Consider the following 15,844-nt stretch of genomic DNA (forward strand, 5'->3'; position numbering starts at 1 on the left):
GGTCCCGCGGGGTCCTCGCCGGGTCCGGTCACCACGGCTCGTCGAACTCCCCCGCCTTGGCGCCCTCGACGAACGCGTCCCACTCGGTCTCGGTGAACACCAGCACGGTGTCCTCGGGCCCGGTGAACTTCGAGTTGCGCATGGCGATATAGGTCTTGCCGTCGGAGTGCGGGACGAACGCGATCTCCACGTACTCGCCGTCGGGGTCGGCGTCCGGCTCGGCGGCGCGCTGCCACTCGGCCTTACTCAGGTCCAGCTTGCCGCGGACCTCCGCCTTGTCGTCGTAGATGGGGGCGCTCTCCATCACGTCTCCTCGCTGGGGCTGCCGGGATAATGCCGGGGACCAGGTATACCGCAGCGACCCGCGCGCGCGGCACGCACCGTGTCGCTGCGCCCGCCACTCGATCGCGCTGAGTAACGTGCGCGTCCGTGACCTCGTATTTCGCCCGCTACCTGCGGGGCGAGCGGGAAGCGGTGTGGGCGGAGCTGCGCGCGCTCGGCCCCATCCCGGACGACCTCGCCGAGGACGTCACCGCCGTCGCCGACGAGACGATGCTGCGCGTCGGCCAGAACGTCGCGCGCATCGCCGCCGCCCTGCCCGACCTGGGCTGGACCAGCTCCGACCGGCTCCTGGACGCCCACCAGCCGCCCACCGACGGCGACCACGCCCTGGTCGACACGCTGACCGGCACCCTCGGCCCGCTCCCGTACGCCCTGGACGCCTGCCTGCGCCACGTGGGCCACGTCTGGTTCGCCGGTGACTGCGAGGCCCTCCTGCTCACCTACCACCTGGAACCCATCCCGCACGGCGACCCGCCCGGCCCCCAGTACCCGGACCCGCTGTGCCTGGCCAACGCCTACACCCTGCACGAGGACCGCGCCGACAACCCCGGCCCCGGCTTCCGCTTCGCCCTGTCCCCCGACGAACTGTCGAAGGCCAACCTGGCAGGCGGCACCCACGACATAGCCCTGCCCGCCCCGATAGCCGACCCACCCCTGCACGGCGTCGCGGGCAACCCGACCACCACCCTCGTCGAGTACCTCCGCCACTCCCTCACCTGGGGCGGCTTCCCCGGCTACTCGCACGCCCCGGAACTGGCCCCCGCCCTGCTGATCACCCTGCGCACCGACCCGGATTTCTGACACCCCGCCCCCTTCCCCGCAGCCACGCTAGCAGCCCACCCGCGCCGATCCCGACAAAACCGCTGTTCCCGTCCCCCGGCACCCTCCCACAAGTTGTCCACATCCCCGCCGATTCATCCACAGCCCCCCGCTCAGGGGTATTGACAAGGTTCAAGGTCGCGTACGGTCTCATTTAGTGGGCCCGCCCCCGGGTGGGCGGGGGCGTATCCACCCGACCTCTTTCCAGAACAAACAAAGACACGAATCACCCGCCCAGGCGACCCCACACACCCCCACCCGACAGACCTCTGTGCACAACCAACATCCCCCGCTGGAAACCGCCGCCACAAATAGTCCCAACCCACCACGAAACCGCAGGCCGTCAACGAAGAGAGGGGGCCCATCAAGATCCAGGCGCAGGCCGAAGGCCAGCCGAAACCCCCCACAAAAGAAGGGGCCCACCCAAACGGGCAGGCCCCTCCGAAGAAAAAACTCAAGCAGTCTCGGTGATCGGCCGATCAATCCACGACATCAACCCACGCAGCTTGGCCCCGGTCTCCTCGATCGGATGCCGAGCCCCCTCCTCCTGCAGCTGCCGGTACCGCCCCCGCCCACTCTCGTCCTCGGCCACCCACTCCCGAGCAAACGTCCCATCCTGGATCTCCCCCAGGATCTCCTTCATCGCGGCCTTCACCGCAGGCGTGATCACCCGCGGCCCTCGGGTGAGATCCCCGTACTCGGCAGTGTCCGAGATCGAGTAACGCTGCCGGGAAATCCCGCCCTCGTACATCAGGTCCACGATCAGCTTCAGCTCGTGCAGCACCTCGAAGTACGCGATCTCCGGCGCGTACCCGGCCTCGGTCAGCACCTCGAACCCGGCCTGCACCAGCGCCGAGGCACCGCCGCAGAGCACCGCCTGCTCCCCGAACAGGTCGGTCTCGGTCTCCTCGGTGAAGGTCGTCTTGATGACCCCGGCCCGCCCGGCACCGATCGCCACCGCGTAGGAGAGTGCGAGCGCCTGCGCCCCGCCGGTCGCGTCCTGGTGCACGGCGATGAGCGCGGGCACGCCCTTGCCGTCCACGAACTGCCGCCGCACCAGGTGCCCCGGCCCCTTCGGCGCGACCATCGCCACGTCCACGTTCGCGGGCGGCTTGATCAGGTCGTAGCGGATGTTGAACCCGTGCCCGAAGAAGATCGCGTCCCCGTCCTTGAGGTTGGGCTCGATGTCCTCGGCGTAGATGAAGCGCTGCTTGGTGTCCGGCGCCAGGATCATGATCAGGTCGGCCTCGGCGGCCGCCTCGGCCGGGGTGAGCACGCGCAGGCCCTGCTCCTCGGCCTTGGCGCGGGACTTGGAGCCCTCGGGCAGTCCGATGCGGACGTCCACACCGGAGTCGCGGAGGCTGAGCGCGTGCGCGTGGCCCTGGCTGCCGTAGCCGATGACCGCCACCTTGCGCCCCTGGATGATGCCCAGGTCGGCGTCGGCGTCGTAGAAGATCTCGACGGACATGCTGTTGTGTCTACCTTTCAGTGGAAACTCTGTGGCGGAAACCGGACGGATGGCCGAACCGGTCAGCGGACGGCGGTCGCGGTGATCGACCGCGGGCCCCGGCCGATGGCGACCATGCCGGACTGCACCATCTCGCGCACCCCGTAGGGCTCCAGCATGCGCAGCAGCGCCTCGATCTTGTCGGCGGTGCCGGTGGCCTCGATGGTCAGCGCCTCCGGGGAGACGTCGACCACCTTGGCCCGGAACAGCTGCACCGTCTCCAGGACCTGGCTGCGCACCGTGGCGTCGGCGCGCACCTTGACCAGCAGCAGTTCGCGCTGCACGGCCGCGGCGGGCTCCAGCTCCACGATCTTGATGACGTTGATGAGCTTGTTGAGCTGCTTGGTGACCTGCTCCAGCGGCAGGTCCTCGACGGCGACCACGATGGTCATCCTGGACACGTCCGGGTGCTCGGTGGGGCCGACGGCCAGCGACTCGATGTTGAACCCGCGCCGGGAGAACAGCCCGGCGACCCGGGCCAGCACGCCCGGCTTGTTCTCCACCAGCACGCTCAGGGTGTGGATAGTCATGGGTTTTTCCTCTTCTGCCCGCGCGCCGGGTCAGTCCTCGTCGAACAGCGGGCGGATGCCGCGGACGGCCATGATCTCGTCGTTGCCGGTGCCCGCGGCGACCATCGGCCACACCTGGGCGTCCTTGCCGACCACGAAGTCCACCACGACCGGGCGGTCGTTGATGGCCATCGCCCGGTGGATCACCGAGTCGACCTCCTCCTTGGTCTCGCAGCGCAGGCCCGCGCAGCCCAGCGCCTCGGCCAGCAGGGTGAAGTCGGGGATGCGGTGCTTGTGCGTGCCGAGGTCGGTCTGCGAGTAGCGCTCGCTGTAGAACAGGTTCTGCCACTGGCGGACCATGCCCAGGTTGCCGTTGTTGATGACCGCGACCTTGATCGGGGCGCCCTCGATGGCGCAGGTGGCCAGCTCCTGGTTGGTCATCTGGAAGCAGCCGTCGCCGTCGATCGCCCACACCACGGTGTCCGGCCTGCCGAACTTGGCGCCCATCGCGGCGGGCACCGCGAAGCCCATCGTGCCGAGGCCGCCGGAGTTGATCCAGGTGCGCGGGTTCTCGTAGCGGACGTGCTGCGCGGCCCACATCTGGTGCTGGCCGACGCCCGCGGTGTAGACGGCCTCGGGTCCGGCGATGCGGCCGATGCGCTCGATGACGTACTGCGGGGACAGCGTGCCGTCCTCTGGCCACTCGTAGCCCAGCGGGTAGGTCTGCCGCAGCTTGTCGAGCATCGCCCACCACTCGGCGAGGTCGGCCGAGCCGTGCGCGCGCTCCGCCTTCACCGCGGCCAGCAGCTCGACCAGGATCTCCTTGCAGTCGCCCACGATCGGCACGTCCGCGCGCCGGTTCTTGGAGATCTCCGCCGGGTCGATGTCCGCGTGCACGATCGCGGCCTCCGGGGCGAAGCTGTCCAGCACGCCGGTGACCCGGTCGTCGAACCGGGCGCCCAGCGCCACCAGCAGGTCGGCGCGCTGCATCGAGGCCACCGCGGGCACGGTGCCGTGCATGCCGGGCATGCCCAGGTGCTGGCGGTGCGAGTCGGGGAACGCGCCGCGCGCCATCAGCGTGGTGACCACCGGGATGCCGGTCAGGTCGGCCAGCTCGCGCAGCTCGGCGGCCGCGTCGGCCTTGACCACGCCGCCGCCGACGTAGAGCACCGGGCGCTTGGCCGCGCAGATCAGCTTGGCCGCCTCGCGCACCTGCTTGCCGTGCGGGCGGGTGGTCGGCCGGTAGCCGGGCAGCCGCAGCTCCGGCGGCCAGGTGAACGAGGTGGTCTCCTGCAGCACGTCCTTGGGGATGTCCACCAGGACCGGGCCGGGTCGGCCGGTGCGCGCCAGGTGGAAGGCCTCGGCGATCGTGCGCGGGATGTCGATCGGGTCGGTGACCAGGAAGTTGTGCTTGGTGATCGGCAGCGTGATGCCGCAGATGTCCGCCTCCTGGAAGGCGTCGGTGCCGATCAGGCCGCGGGTCTGCTGGCCGGTGATGGCCACCACCGGCACCGAGTCCATGTTGGCGTCCGCCAGCGGGGTGACCAGGTTCGTCGCGCCCGGCCCCGAGGTGGCCATGCACACCCCGACCTTGCCGGTGGCCTGCGCGTAGCCGGTGGCCGCGTGGCCCGCGCCCTGCTCGTGCCGCACCAGCACGTGCCGGACCTTGGTGGAGTCCAGCAGCGGGTCGTAGGCGGGCAGGATGGTCCCGCCGGGAATACCGAAGACGATCTCCACCCCGACGGCCTCAAGCGACCGCACGAGCGACTGCGCCCCGGTCACCCGGACGGGGGTGCCGGTGGGCGGTGCGGGCTTGGGGCGGGCAGGCTGCGCGGTGGCGGCCGCAGATGCCGTCCCAGGGTTCGCTGCGGCCGGGGTGGGCCGCGATGTTGCGCTGGTCATCGGATTCTGCCTCGTGGGTCTTGGTGTTCTCGGCTGGTGGCGTGGCGGGTGGGGGATCGGTCGGCCCGGTCCGGGTCGGTCGGAGGTCAGGTCGGTCGGAAGTCGGGTCGGTCGGAAGTCGGAGTGTCGGTCGTGCGAATACGGGCCTGGACACGAAAAAACCCCCGTCGACCGACAGTGGTCGCACGAGGGTCGCGCGTTCGACGCGGAGTGGGAGCTAGCTTCCGTCAGCGTCGAACGCGCGGCGGAAGTACGAGAATGGAGTGGACGGGCACGCGTCAGACGCTAGTGCGTTCGGGGTAGAGCGTCAACTCTGCGGGACGACGGTCCCGGATGGTGGACGCCACACCCGGCCCCGGACGCGGGCGGCGAGGCCGGTGGGTGCACCATCTAGGGGTGTCCGAGCAGCCAGAACCGCAGATCCCGGCCCGGTTGGTGTTCCGCGTCCCCACCGTGGCGGTGCTCGCCGCGCTGCTGTTCGCGATCTGCGCCACGCCGGTCGCCTTCGGCGCGCCGGGCCTGGTCGCGATCTACCTCATTCCCATCGCGGCGGTCGTCTGGGTGTTACGCGTGCGCACCACCGCGACCGCGGACGGGCTGACCGTGCGCGGCGTGGTCGGGTCGCGGGCACTGCCGTGGGCGTCGCTCAAGGGGTTCCGGCTGTCCCCCAAGGGGCAGGTGCGGGCCGTGCTGACCGACGACCGCGAGGTGCCGCTGCCCTCGGTGCGTACCCGGCACCTGCCCGCGCTGTCCTTGGTCAGCGGCGGCAGGCTGGCCGATCCGACGGTCGCGCCGGAGACCGCCGACGACGACGAGCCGGTCGCCACCGAGACATCCGACACAGCCGCCACGGCAGCCGAGCCGACACCCGGCGTGCCGTCCGACGCCGAGCCCACCCCCGAGTCCGGCACGGAGTCCGACCCGGACGCCCGGGACGCGGCACGGGCGCGGTCGACACCGGAGTAGCCTGGGGGGCACCGCTCCCCGCCCGGCCACGTCCACCCACGGCGTGGTCCAGCACCACCCCATCGCGCGGTTCCGCCGCGCCAGCCCGAGATCGACTTTGGAGGAGCCGTGCCAGCGCTGCGCTCCCGCACCACCACCCACGGCCGCAACGCCGCAGGCGCCCGCTCACTGTGGCGGGCCACCGGCATGACCGACAGCGACTTCGGCAAGCCCATCGTGGCGATCGCCAACTCCTACACCCAGTTCGTGCCCGGCCACGTGCACCTGCGCGACCTCGGCGACATCGTGGCCGACGCGGTGCGCGCGGCGGGCGGCGTGCCCCGGGAGTTCCACACCATCGCGGTCGACGACGGCATCGCCATGGGGCACAGCGGCATGCTGTACTCGCTGCCGTCGCGGGAGATCATCGCCGACGCGGTGGAGTACATGGTCAACGCGCACCAGGCGGACGCGCTGGTGTGCATCTCCAACTGCGACAAGATCACCCCCGGCATGCTGAACGCGGCCATGCGGGTCAACATCCCGGTGGTGTTCGTCTCGGGTGGACCGATGGAGGCGGGCAAGGCGGTCGTGGTCGGCGGCGTCGCGCACCCGTCCAGCGACCTGATCACCACCATCTCCGCCTCGGCGAACAGCTCGGTTGACGAGGGCGCGCTCGCCGAGGTGGAACGCTCGGCCTGCCCCACCTGCGGGTCCTGCTCCGGCATGTTCACCGCGAACTCGATGAACTGCCTCACCGAGGCGCTCGGCCTGGCCCTGCCGGGCAACGGCTCCACGCTGGCCACGCACGCCGCACGCCGCGACCTGTTCACCCGCGCGGGCACCACGGTCGTGGAGCTGTGCAAGCGCTGGTACGGCGAGGACGACGAGACCGCGCTGCCCCGCTCGATCGCCAACCGCGCCGCGTTCGAGAACGCGATGGCGCTGGACATGGCCATGGGCGGGTCCACCAACACCGTGCTGCACATCCTCGCCGCCGCGCGCGAGGGCGAGGTCGACTTCACCCTCGCCGACATCGACGCCATCTCCCGGCGGGTGCCGTGCCTGGCCAAGGTGTCGCCGAACTCCGACTACCACATGGAGGACGTGCACCGGGCGGGCGGCATCCCGGCCATCCTGGGCGAGCTGTGGCGCGGCGGGCTGCTGCGGACGGACGTGCGCTCGGTGCACAGCCCGTCGCTGGAGCAGTGGCTGTCCGACTGGGACATCCGCGGCGCGAACCCGACCCCGGCGGCGGTCGAGCTGTTCCACGCCGCGCCCGGCGGGGTGCGCACCACGAAGGCGTTCTCCACCGAGAACCGCTGGTCCTCGCTGGACACCGACGCGGCAGGCGGCTGCGTGCACGACGTCGCGCACGCCTACACCGCCGACGGCGGCCTGGCCGTGCTGCACGGCAACCTGGCCGAGTCCGGCGCGGTCATCAAGTCCGCGGGCATCGACGAGGACCTGTTCGTCTTCCAGGGCCCGGCGCGGGTGGTGGAGAGCCAGGAACAGGCCGTGTCGGTCATCCTGGGCAAGCAGATCCAGGCGGGCGAGGTGCTGGTGGTCCGCTACGAGGGCCCGGCGGGCGGGCCGGGCATGCAGGAGATGCTGCACCCCACCGCGTTCCTCAAGGGCGCGGGCCTGGGCAAGAAGTGCGCGCTGATCACCGATGGCCGCTTCTCCGGCGGCACCTCCGGCCTGTCGGTCGGGCACGTCTCCCCGGAGGCGGCGGGCGGCGGCACCATCGGCCTGGTCCAGGACGGCGACCAGATCCGCATCGACGTGCCGGACCGGACGCTGGAGCTGCTGGTCGACCCGGCTGTGCTGGCCGAGCGGCGGGCGAAGATGGAGGCGAGCGAACGGCCGTGGCAGCCGGTCGACCGGGTCCGCCCGGTGACCGCCGCGCTGCGCGCCTACGCCCGGATGGCCACCGACGCGTCCACCGGCGCGGTCCGCGACCCGTCCCGGTAAGCACCTGAACAGCCGAGAGGCCCGCGTCCGGTGTGGACGCGGGCCTCTTGTTCGTGCGCTTGTTCGTACGCGGCCCGGCTAGCGCAGGGCCACCAGGGTCACCACGGACAGACCGGCGGCGACGATCAGGAAGATGAACCCGAACGCGGGCGCCCGCCGGAACCAGGGCGTGTTGCGGTCCAGCGAGATGCGGCCCGCGCCCGCGAACAGCAGCGTGAACGCCACCGCCGCGTACACGGCCTCCAGCTCCACCGCGCCCGCGAACTCGTTGACGTTCACCCGCACCCAGATGGCGTTCGCCATCACGCCCAGGATGCCCGCGGCCGCGGCCGGGGTGAACAGGCCGACCACCAGCAGCCCGCCCGCGGCGAGCTCGGTGACGCCGGTGACCCAGGACAGCGCGGTGGCCTGGTGGAAGCCCAGCTCGGTGAGCTGCTTGGCGAAGTTGTCGATACCGGGGCCCTGCATGATGCCGAACACCTTCTGCAGGCCGTGCCCGACGAACAACGCGCCCACCACGACGCGCAGCACGAACAGCCCGAGATCGGCCCCGAGGTGCCAGGTGTGCGGCGCGGGTTCCACCACCTCCTCCCGGCGACCGTAGCTGGGCGTGCTCTCGCCGTCACCGAGGTCGCTGTCGCCTGTCCCCGGGCGCGGCAGGGCCGCCGTGGGACCGGTGCCGTAGCCACTGTCGTCGTGGCCGGGTGTCGTCGGATACTTGCTCTCCGACGGCGTGAAATAGCCGCTGTCCGCGTATCCGCCACTCTGCCGTGGGCGGTCGTCTTCGGTACTCACGCCCGCACCCTAGGCGATAGGTCAACCCCCCACCGATAACAGGCCGGTCTCGTCGACGGACCCGGCCGTGTTTCGCGAGGCCATGGTGGTCGTCCCGCGACATTCCGGACGCTGTGGTGGCGCCGCGGTCGCCAGGTCGGGGACGGTGCCGGGCGGGGATGAGGGGGCGGGTGGCGGGAGAAGAAAGGTCTAGTAATCGCCTCGCACGAGGTGTTCGGGGTCTTCACCACGTACGAACCTGGCGACCTGCTCGGCGACGACGCGGTAGGCGCGTTCGTGCACACCGGTGCAACTACCCGCCACATGCGGGGTCAGCAGCAGGTTGGGCGCGGTCCACAGCGGGTGCCCCTCAGGCAGCGGTTCGGGGTCGGTGACGTCCAACGCGGCCCGCAACCGGCCCGTGGTCAACTCCGCCACCAACGCGTCCGTGTCGACGACGGGCCCGCGCGCGGCGTTCACGAGCACGGCGTTGTCGGGCATCTTGGCGAGGAATCCGGCGTCGACCATATGCCGGGTGGCTGCGGTCATCGGCACCATCATCACCACCGCGTCGTGCAGGGGAAGAAGGTCCGGCAGCTCGGCCAGGCCGCGCACCCCGTCCCGCGCGGTGGTCGCGACCAGGGTTGGCACGGCGTCGAACGCTTCGAGCCTGCGACGCATCTGCCGCCCGAGATCACCCGCCCCCACCACGAGCACCCGCTTGTCCTGCAACGTCTCCGTCCGATGCGTATCCCACGACTTCGCGCGACGACTGTCCTCGAACTCGCGGATGTGCCGGTAGACCGCGAGCAGGGCGGCCATGGCCCATTCCGCCGTACTGCCGCCGTGGGCCCCGCTGCAGGTGGAGATCATGACGTCCGGCGGCACTTTCCCCAGCCACGCCTCGGCCCCCGCGGTGAGCAACTGGATCAACCGAAGCTTGGGCAACCGGGCGAGCACATCCGTCTGTTCCCGGGCCAGGAAGTTGGGGACGAGCACCTCGGCCTCATCGGCCTGCGACGGCAACGCCGTCAACGACTCGTAACGAACAGGCCGCACACCGTCGATCCGCGCGAGCACGCCCACGCCGTGGTCGTCGGGAACCAGAACCGTGACAGTCACGCCCACACCCTACGGGCGCCCGCCCCGCGCCCCACGTCACCGACGAGGTGTGGAACGGCGGTCCGGCGGGAACAGCCCGGCGCCCTGGTGCGGCATCCTCGAAGATCGAGTTCGCGCAGTCGCCCGTCCCCGTGGTGCACCCGATGAAATGGTCGGCCCGGTCCGCTGAATGGCGGGTTCGCCCGCCACGATCCCGGCGAATACCGGCCGATCGTCACCCGAACCGGTGATCGGGTGCGGCACACTGGCCGCGATGCGTGAACACGACCTGTGGGCCGCGGACGGTACCCGGCTGCGCGGCTGGCACACCGACTCCGACGGGATGCCGGTGTTGCTGTGCCCCGGCCTGGGCACGTTCCCCGAGGCCTGGCCCGCGCTGCTGTTGCCGGGCACCGGCGTGCAGGTCTTCAGCTGGTACCACCGCGGCACCATGGGGTCCGACCGCCCCGCCGACCCGGCTCGGATCACGCTGGACGACCACGTGGCCGACGCGCTCACCGTGCTGGACGCGGCCGGGATCGGGCGGTGCGTGGTGGTCGGCTGGTCAGTCGGGGTGCTGGTAGCCACCGAACTGGCGCTACGGCACCCAGCTCGGGTGTCCGGGATGTTGCTGGCGGCAGGCGTGCCGGGCGACCCGTTCGCCGGGGTCCTGGGTGTGCTCGGCCTGCCGACCCGGCTGCGGCGTCCGCTGGCGATCGGCGGGGCGCGGGCCGTGCGGGCGGCGGGGCCGCTGGTGGACGCGGTACTGCACCGGCTGCCGGTGAACCGGATCACGGCGACGCTCCTGCAGCACAGCGGGTTCATGCTGCCCGGCGCCGACCCCGCCGACGTGGCGAAGGCGGTGCGCCGGTTCCTCGGCCACGACTGGCGCTGGTACGTGACCCTGGCGCTGGCCCTGGCGGACGTGCCGACCAGGGACCCGACCGGCATCACCTGCCCGGTGACGGTGCTGGCGGGCCGCTACGACGTGGTCGCCGACCCGCGCCGCACGGTCGGGCCGTTCGCCCGGCTGCCGCAGGCCCGCACGCGGGTGCTGCCGACCAGTCACTTCCTGCCGCTTGAGGCGCCGGAGGTGATCGTGGCCGAGCTGTCGTTGCTGGTGGAGCGGGTCGCGGTGGCGGCGCGGGCGGACCTGTTCACCGGGGATTCACGACGGCCGAACTAACGTGGGGCATCATGACTGGCTCCCGGCTCGGCGTTCTCGTGGCGACGTGCGCGGTCCTCGCCTCGTCCGCGTGCGCGACGTTCACCGAACAGCCCGCCGCGGCGAGCTGGCAGCCCGCCACCCCCCTCACCCCGCAGGCCGCCCCGAAGCCCGACACCGGCGACAGCGAGGGCGGCGCGGGCGGCGACGCCGACCCCGGCCCGAACCCGGACCCCACGAAGATCCCGCCGCCGGACGGCTGCAAGGACTACAACCCGGCCGTCCTGGCCACCTGCCTGGACACCGTCGTCGCGGTCGCCGCCCTCCCCGGCGACGGCTCCAACCCGACGGCCCTGGTCGGCGAGCGCAAAACGGGCCGCGTCCTGCTGGTCCGCAAGGACACCGCCCCGACCCTGTTCGCGACCATCCCGGTCGACCCCACCGGCGACGGCGGCCTCACCGGCCTGGCACTGTCCCCGAACTACACGGAGGACCAGCTCGTCTACGCGTACGTGACCACCGCGACCGACAACCGCCTGGTCCGCATCGCCCCGCACGACTCCCCGAAGCCGGTTCTCACCGGCATCCCTCGCGGGACCACGGGCAACCGCGGCTCGCTCGCTCGCGACCACGTCGGCGCCCTGCTCCTCGCCACGGGCGACGCGGGGAACCCGACCGCGGCCGCGAACCCGCAGTCGATGGCCGGGAAGGTGTTGCGGCTCAATGCCCAGGGAAAGGCGGCGGACGGGAATCCGACGGCGGGCGACCCGATTCTGACGAGCGGTCTGCACTCACCCGGCGGTATCTGCGCGGCGATGGACGGGGCGCAGATGTTGGTGACCGACCGGCTGCCCGCTCAGGACGTTCTCTACCGGATCAATCCCGGCAAGCCGCTGGGGACGCCTGCGTGGACGTGGCCCGATCGTCCCGGTGCTGCCGGCTGTGCGGCGACGACGAAACTCGTGTGGGTGGCGATGTCGACGGCCGGGCATGTGCAGAATCTGCCGCAGGCGCCTGACGGGAGCTTCACCGGCAAGCCCCAGGTCGTGTTGGCCGCACCGGATGGGTTCGGGCGGATCGACGGCATGGACCTGATGACCGAGAGCCTGGCTGTCGCGGGGACCGTGAACAAGGGGGCACCCAATGCGGTGTCCAGTGATGATCGGGCGATTGTGATTCCCGTGCAGCCCCAAGGCGGCGCAGGCAGCGCCGACTGACCCCTATTTCGTCTCGCTCTGTGCGCGATGTCGAACCGGTGCCGCCCCACTCAAGGAACGGCACCGGCCTGAACATCAACCCCCGCACCGCTCCAAAATCAGCTCACGGACACGCTTGGCATCCGCCTGCCCCTTGGTAGCCTTCATCACGGCACCCACAATGGCTCCGGCAGCCGCGACCTTCCCATCGCGAATCTTCTCCGCGACATCCGGCTGAGCGGCAAGTGCCTCATCCACCGCCGCATAGAGCGCGGAGTCATCCGAAACGACCTTGAGACCCCGACGATCGACCACCTCGTCCGGCTCCCCCTCCCCCGCCAACACACCGTCGACAACCTCACGAGCGAGCTTGTTCGTCAACGACCCATCGGCGACAAGGGCGATCACCCGAGCCACCTGACCGGCCGTGATCGGCAGCTCACCCAGTTCGACAGACCGATTGTTGGCCTGCTGCGACAGGTACGACACCCACCACGACCGAGCCTCGGCAGCGGACGCACCCGCGTCGACCGTGGCCGCGACCAGGTCGACCGCACCCGCGTTCACCAGGTCACGCAGCTCCAGGTCCGTCAGCGACCACTCCTCCTGGATCCGCTTGCGCCGGGCAGCGGGCATCTCCGGCAGCGTGGTGCGCAGGCGCTCCACCCAGTCACGGGAGGGCGCGATGGGCACCAGGTCGGGCTCCGGGAAGTACCGGTAGTCCTCCGAGGTCTCCTTGCGCCTGCCGCCCCGGGTCGTGCCGGAGGCCTCTTCGAAGTGGCGGGTCTCCTGCAGGATGCTGCCGCCGTCGGCCAGCAGCGCGGCCTGGCGGGTCATCTCGTAGCGCACGGCGCGTTCGACGCTGCGCAGCGAGTTGACGTTCTTGGTCTCGGTGCGCGTGCCGAACTCGGGCGCGTCCTTCTCCATCAGCGACACGTTCGCGTCGCACCGCAGCGAGCCCTGGTCCATCCGCACGTCCGAGACGTCCAGCGCCTTGAGCAGGTCGCGCAGCGTCGCCACGTAGGCGCGGGCGACCTCGGGGGCGCGCTCGCCGGTGCCGGTGATCGGCTTGGTGACGATCTCGATGAGCGGCACGCCCGCGCGGTTGTAGTCCAGCAGCGAGTAGTCCGCGCCGTGGATACGGCCGGTGGCGCCACCGACGTGCAGGGACTTGCCGGTGTCCTCCTCCATGTGCGCGCGCTCGACCTGCACGCGCACGACCTCGCCGTCGTCCAGCGTGACATCGAGCCAGCCGTCGAAGGCGATCGGCTCGTCGTACTGGGAGGTCTGGAAGTTCTTCGGCATGTCCGGGTAGAAGTAGTTCTTCCTGGCGAACCGGCACCACTCGGCGATCTCGCAGTTGAGCGCGAGGCCGATGCGGATCGCGGACTCCACCGCGATCTCGTTGACCACCGGCAGCGAGCCGGGCAGGCCAAGGCAGGTCGGGCACACCTGGGTGTTGGGCTCGCCGCCGAAGACGGTCGGGCAGCCGCAGAACATCTTGGTGTTGGTGGACAGCTCGACGTGCACCTCAAGCCCGAGCACCGGGTCGAAGCGCGCGATGACGTCGGCGTAGTCCATCAGTGCGACGGTGGTGGTCACTTGTCCCTCCGGAACGCGCGCACGGCGATGAGCACGCCGGTGATCGCCACGATGATGCTGCCCACCGCGTTGACCAGCAGCAGCCGGTCCTTGTCGGCGCGCGCCTCGGCCAGGCCGCGGGCCGCGCTGACGCCCGCGGTGACCGAGCCGACGAGCCCGAAGACACCCTTGAACTTGTTCGACCCGGCCATCACACGACCTCCAACTCGGGCACACGGGTGATCAGGGAACCGCCCTGGGCCGCGTCCCTGGCGACCTCGTAGGCCGCGGCGACCCGGTAGCCGCGGTGGTCCTGCAGCGCGGGCGACATGATCTGCAGGCCGACCGGCAGGCCGTCGTCCCCGGACAGTCCACAGGGGACGCTCAGGGCGGCGTTGCCTGCCAGGTTGGACGGGATGGTGCACAGGTCCGCCCGGTACATCGCCATCGGGTCGTCGACCCGCTCGCCGATGCGGAACGCGGTGGTCGGCGTGGTCGGCGACACCAGCACGTCGACCCGGCCGAACGCGGCCTCGAAGTCGCGCATGATGAGCGTGCGGACCTTCTGCGCGGAGCCGTAGTAGGCGTCGTAGTAGCCCGCCGACAGCGCGTAGGTGCCGAGCATGATGCGGCGCTTCACCTCGGCGCCGAACCCGGCCGCGCGGGTCAGCGACATGACCTCCTCGGCGCTGCGCTCGCCGTCGTCGCCGACGCGCAGGCCGTAGCGCATGGCGTCGAAGCGGGCCAGGTTCGAGGACGCCTCGCTGGGCGCGATCAGGTAGTAGGCGGGCAGCGCCAGGTCGAAGCTGGGGCAGGACACCTCGACGATCTCCGCGCCCAGCTCGCGCAGCTGCGCGACGGCCGCCTCGAACGCGGCGGACACGCCCGGCTGGTAGCCGTCGCCCGCGAACTCGGTGACCACGCCGACCCGCACACCCGTGAGGTCGCCGGTCGCGCCCTCGCGCGCGGCGGCCACCACCGGCGGCACCGGCGCGTCGATGGAGGTGGAGTCCAGCGGGTCGTGCCCGGCGATCACCTCGTGCAGCAGCGCCGCGTCCAGCACGGTGCGCGCGCACGGGCCTGCCTGGTCCAAAGAGGACGAGAAGGCGACCAGGCCGAAGCGGGACACGGTGCCGTAGGTCGGCTTGACCCCGACGGTGCCGGTGACCGCGCCCGGCTGGCGGATCGAACCGCCGGTGTCGGTGCCGATGGCCAGCGGCGCCTCGAACGCGGCCAGCGCGGCGGCCGACCCGCCGCCGGAGCCGCCCGGGATGCGGTCGAGGTCCCACGGGTTGCGGGTGACGCCGAACGCGGAGTTCTCGGTGGAGGAGCCCATCGCGAACTCGTCCATGTTGGTCTTGCCGAGGATCACCACGCCCGCCTCGCGCAGGCGGCGCGTCACGGTCGCGTCGTACGGCGGCTGCCAGTGCTCCAGCACCTTGGAGCCGCACGTGGTGGGCGCGCCCTGCATGGCGAGCACGTCCTTGAGCGCCAGCGGCACACCGGCCAGCGGCGAGACGGCCGGGCGGCCTGCGGCGACGTCGTCGTCCACGGCCTTGGCAGCGTCCAGCGCGCGCTCGGTGTCGACGTGCAGGAACGCGTGGACGGTCGCGTCGACGGCGGCGATCCGGTCCAGGTGCGCCTGGGTCACCTCGACCGCGGACACCTCGCGGGCCTGGATCCGGGCGGCGAGGTCCGCCGCGTCCAGGCGGGTCAGCTCGCTCATGCTTCCTCCCCGAGGATGCGCGGTACACGGAACCGGCCGTCCTCGGCCGCGGGCGCGGCGGCGACGGCCTGCTGCTGGCTGAGCCCGGGGCGCACGTCGTCGCGGCGGAACACGTTGGTCAGCGGCACCGCGTGCGAGGTCGGCGGGATGTCCTGGTCGGCCACCTGGCCGACCTGGGCGACCGCCTGCACGATCTGGTCGAGCTGGGCGGCGAACCGGTCCACCTCGTCTTCGGTGACGGCCAACCTGGCCAGTCGGGCGAGGTGTTCGACCTCGCCGCGGGAGATGCTGGGCACTCGACGA

15 protein-coding genes are annotated in these 15,844 nt (G+C 71.4%); 5 read left to right on the forward strand and 10 right to left on the reverse strand.

All coding sequences use genetic code 11. The features are described 5' to 3' along the window. Positions 1-28: 28 nt before the first annotated feature. The gene (locus C503_RS0110300; RefSeq protein ID WP_018682120.1) at positions 29-304 is read right to left on the reverse strand and encodes a DUF397 domain-containing protein; all 276 of its coding nucleotides are present in this window, start codon (positions 302-304) and stop codon (positions 29-31) included. Positions 305-429: 125 nt separating this feature from the next. Here C503_RS0110300 and C503_RS0110305 point away from each other — a divergent pair, with 125 nt between their 5' ends. Continuing rightward, a complete protein-coding gene (locus C503_RS0110305; protein ID WP_018682121.1) occupies positions 430-1,143 on the forward strand; it encodes a hypothetical protein in 714 nt (237 codons plus the stop codon). A 472-nt stretch (positions 1,144-1,615) separates the two neighbouring features. On the opposite strand, the gene ilvC is transcribed toward C503_RS0110305, so the two are convergent. The 3 genes from ilvC to C503_RS0110320 all read right to left on the reverse strand — a co-directional run bounded on the left by ilvC (position 1,616) and on the right by C503_RS0110320 (position 5,079). Beyond that, complete coding sequence (ilvC, locus tag C503_RS0110310; RefSeq protein WP_018682122.1) at positions 1,616-2,629, reverse strand: ketol-acid reductoisomerase; 1,014 nt, start codon at positions 2,627-2,629, stop codon at positions 1,616-1,618. Between the two features lie 62 nt (positions 2,630-2,691). After that, positions 2,692-3,198 (reverse strand): acetolactate synthase small subunit, encoded by a 507-nt coding sequence (ilvN, locus tag C503_RS0110315; protein WP_018682123.1) that lies wholly within the window; start codon positions 3,196-3,198, stop codon positions 2,692-2,694. A gap of 30 nt (positions 3,199-3,228) precedes the next feature. Further along, complete coding sequence (locus C503_RS0110320) at positions 3,229-5,079, reverse strand: acetolactate synthase large subunit (RefSeq protein ID WP_033400455.1); 1,851 nt, start codon at positions 5,077-5,079, stop codon at positions 3,229-3,231. A 396-nt stretch (positions 5,080-5,475) separates the two neighbouring features. Between C503_RS0110320 and C503_RS44030 the strand changes: the two genes are divergently transcribed. Together C503_RS44030 and ilvD are read left to right on the forward strand one after the other, a co-directional pair. Then, positions 5,476-6,045, forward strand: coding sequence for a PH domain-containing protein (locus C503_RS44030; protein WP_018682125.1), 570 nt, complete (start codon positions 5,476-5,478; stop codon positions 6,043-6,045). A gap of 108 nt (positions 6,046-6,153) precedes the next feature. Next, positions 6,154-7,998 (forward strand): dihydroxy-acid dehydratase, encoded by a 1,845-nt coding sequence (ilvD, locus tag C503_RS0110330; RefSeq protein ID WP_018682126.1) that lies wholly within the window; start codon positions 6,154-6,156, stop codon positions 7,996-7,998. A gap of 78 nt (positions 7,999-8,076) precedes the next feature. Here ilvD and C503_RS38875 read toward each other — a convergent pair whose 3' ends face one another. Continuing rightward, positions 8,077-8,793 (reverse strand): DoxX family protein, encoded by a 717-nt coding sequence (locus C503_RS38875; RefSeq protein WP_018682127.1) that lies wholly within the window; start codon positions 8,791-8,793, stop codon positions 8,077-8,079. A gap of 189 nt (positions 8,794-8,982) precedes the next feature. Further along, positions 8,983-9,894, reverse strand: coding sequence for a 2-hydroxyacid dehydrogenase (locus C503_RS0110340; RefSeq protein ID WP_018682128.1), 912 nt, complete (start codon positions 9,892-9,894; stop codon positions 8,983-8,985). Between the two features lie 253 nt (positions 9,895-10,147). Between C503_RS0110340 and C503_RS0110345 the strand changes: the two genes are divergently transcribed. Then, a complete protein-coding gene (locus C503_RS0110345; protein ID WP_033400479.1) occupies positions 10,148-11,059 on the forward strand; it encodes an alpha/beta fold hydrolase in 912 nt (303 codons plus the stop codon). Between the two features lie 11 nt (positions 11,060-11,070). Beyond that, a complete protein-coding gene (locus C503_RS0110350) occupies positions 11,071-12,255 on the forward strand; it encodes a PQQ-dependent sugar dehydrogenase (RefSeq protein WP_018682130.1) in 1,185 nt (394 codons plus the stop codon). 75 nt (positions 12,256-12,330) lie between these two features. Here C503_RS0110350 and gatB read toward each other — a convergent pair whose 3' ends face one another. Genes gatB through gatC form a run of 4 tightly spaced genes read right to left on the reverse strand, consistent with a single transcriptional unit; the run spans position 12,331 to position 15,837 of the window. Next, positions 12,331-13,836 (reverse strand): Asp-tRNA(Asn)/Glu-tRNA(Gln) amidotransferase subunit GatB, encoded by a 1,506-nt coding sequence (gene gatB, locus C503_RS0110355; RefSeq protein ID WP_018682131.1) that lies wholly within the window; start codon positions 13,834-13,836, stop codon positions 12,331-12,333. After that, positions 13,833-14,027: a hypothetical protein gene (locus C503_RS0110360; RefSeq protein ID WP_018682132.1), complete on the reverse strand. Its 195-nt coding sequence runs from the start codon at positions 14,025-14,027 to the stop codon at positions 13,833-13,835. Before C503_RS0110360 ends, gatB begins: the two co-directional genes overlap by 4 nt. Then, positions 14,027-15,541: an Asp-tRNA(Asn)/Glu-tRNA(Gln) amidotransferase subunit GatA gene (gatA, locus tag C503_RS0110365; RefSeq protein WP_018682133.1), complete on the reverse strand. Its 1,515-nt coding sequence runs from the start codon at positions 15,539-15,541 to the stop codon at positions 14,027-14,029. The genes C503_RS0110360 and gatA overlap by 1 nt, the downstream gene beginning before the upstream one ends. After that, positions 15,538-15,837: an Asp-tRNA(Asn)/Glu-tRNA(Gln) amidotransferase subunit GatC gene (gatC, locus tag C503_RS0110370; RefSeq protein WP_018682134.1), complete on the reverse strand. Its 300-nt coding sequence runs from the start codon at positions 15,835-15,837 to the stop codon at positions 15,538-15,540. The genes gatA and gatC overlap by 4 nt, the downstream gene beginning before the upstream one ends. Positions 15,838-15,844 lie beyond the last annotated feature (7 nt).

This window comes from Actinokineospora enzanensis DSM 44649 (assembly GCF_000374445.1).
Lineage (GTDB): Bacteria > Actinomycetota > Actinomycetes > Mycobacteriales > Pseudonocardiaceae > Actinokineospora > Actinokineospora enzanensis.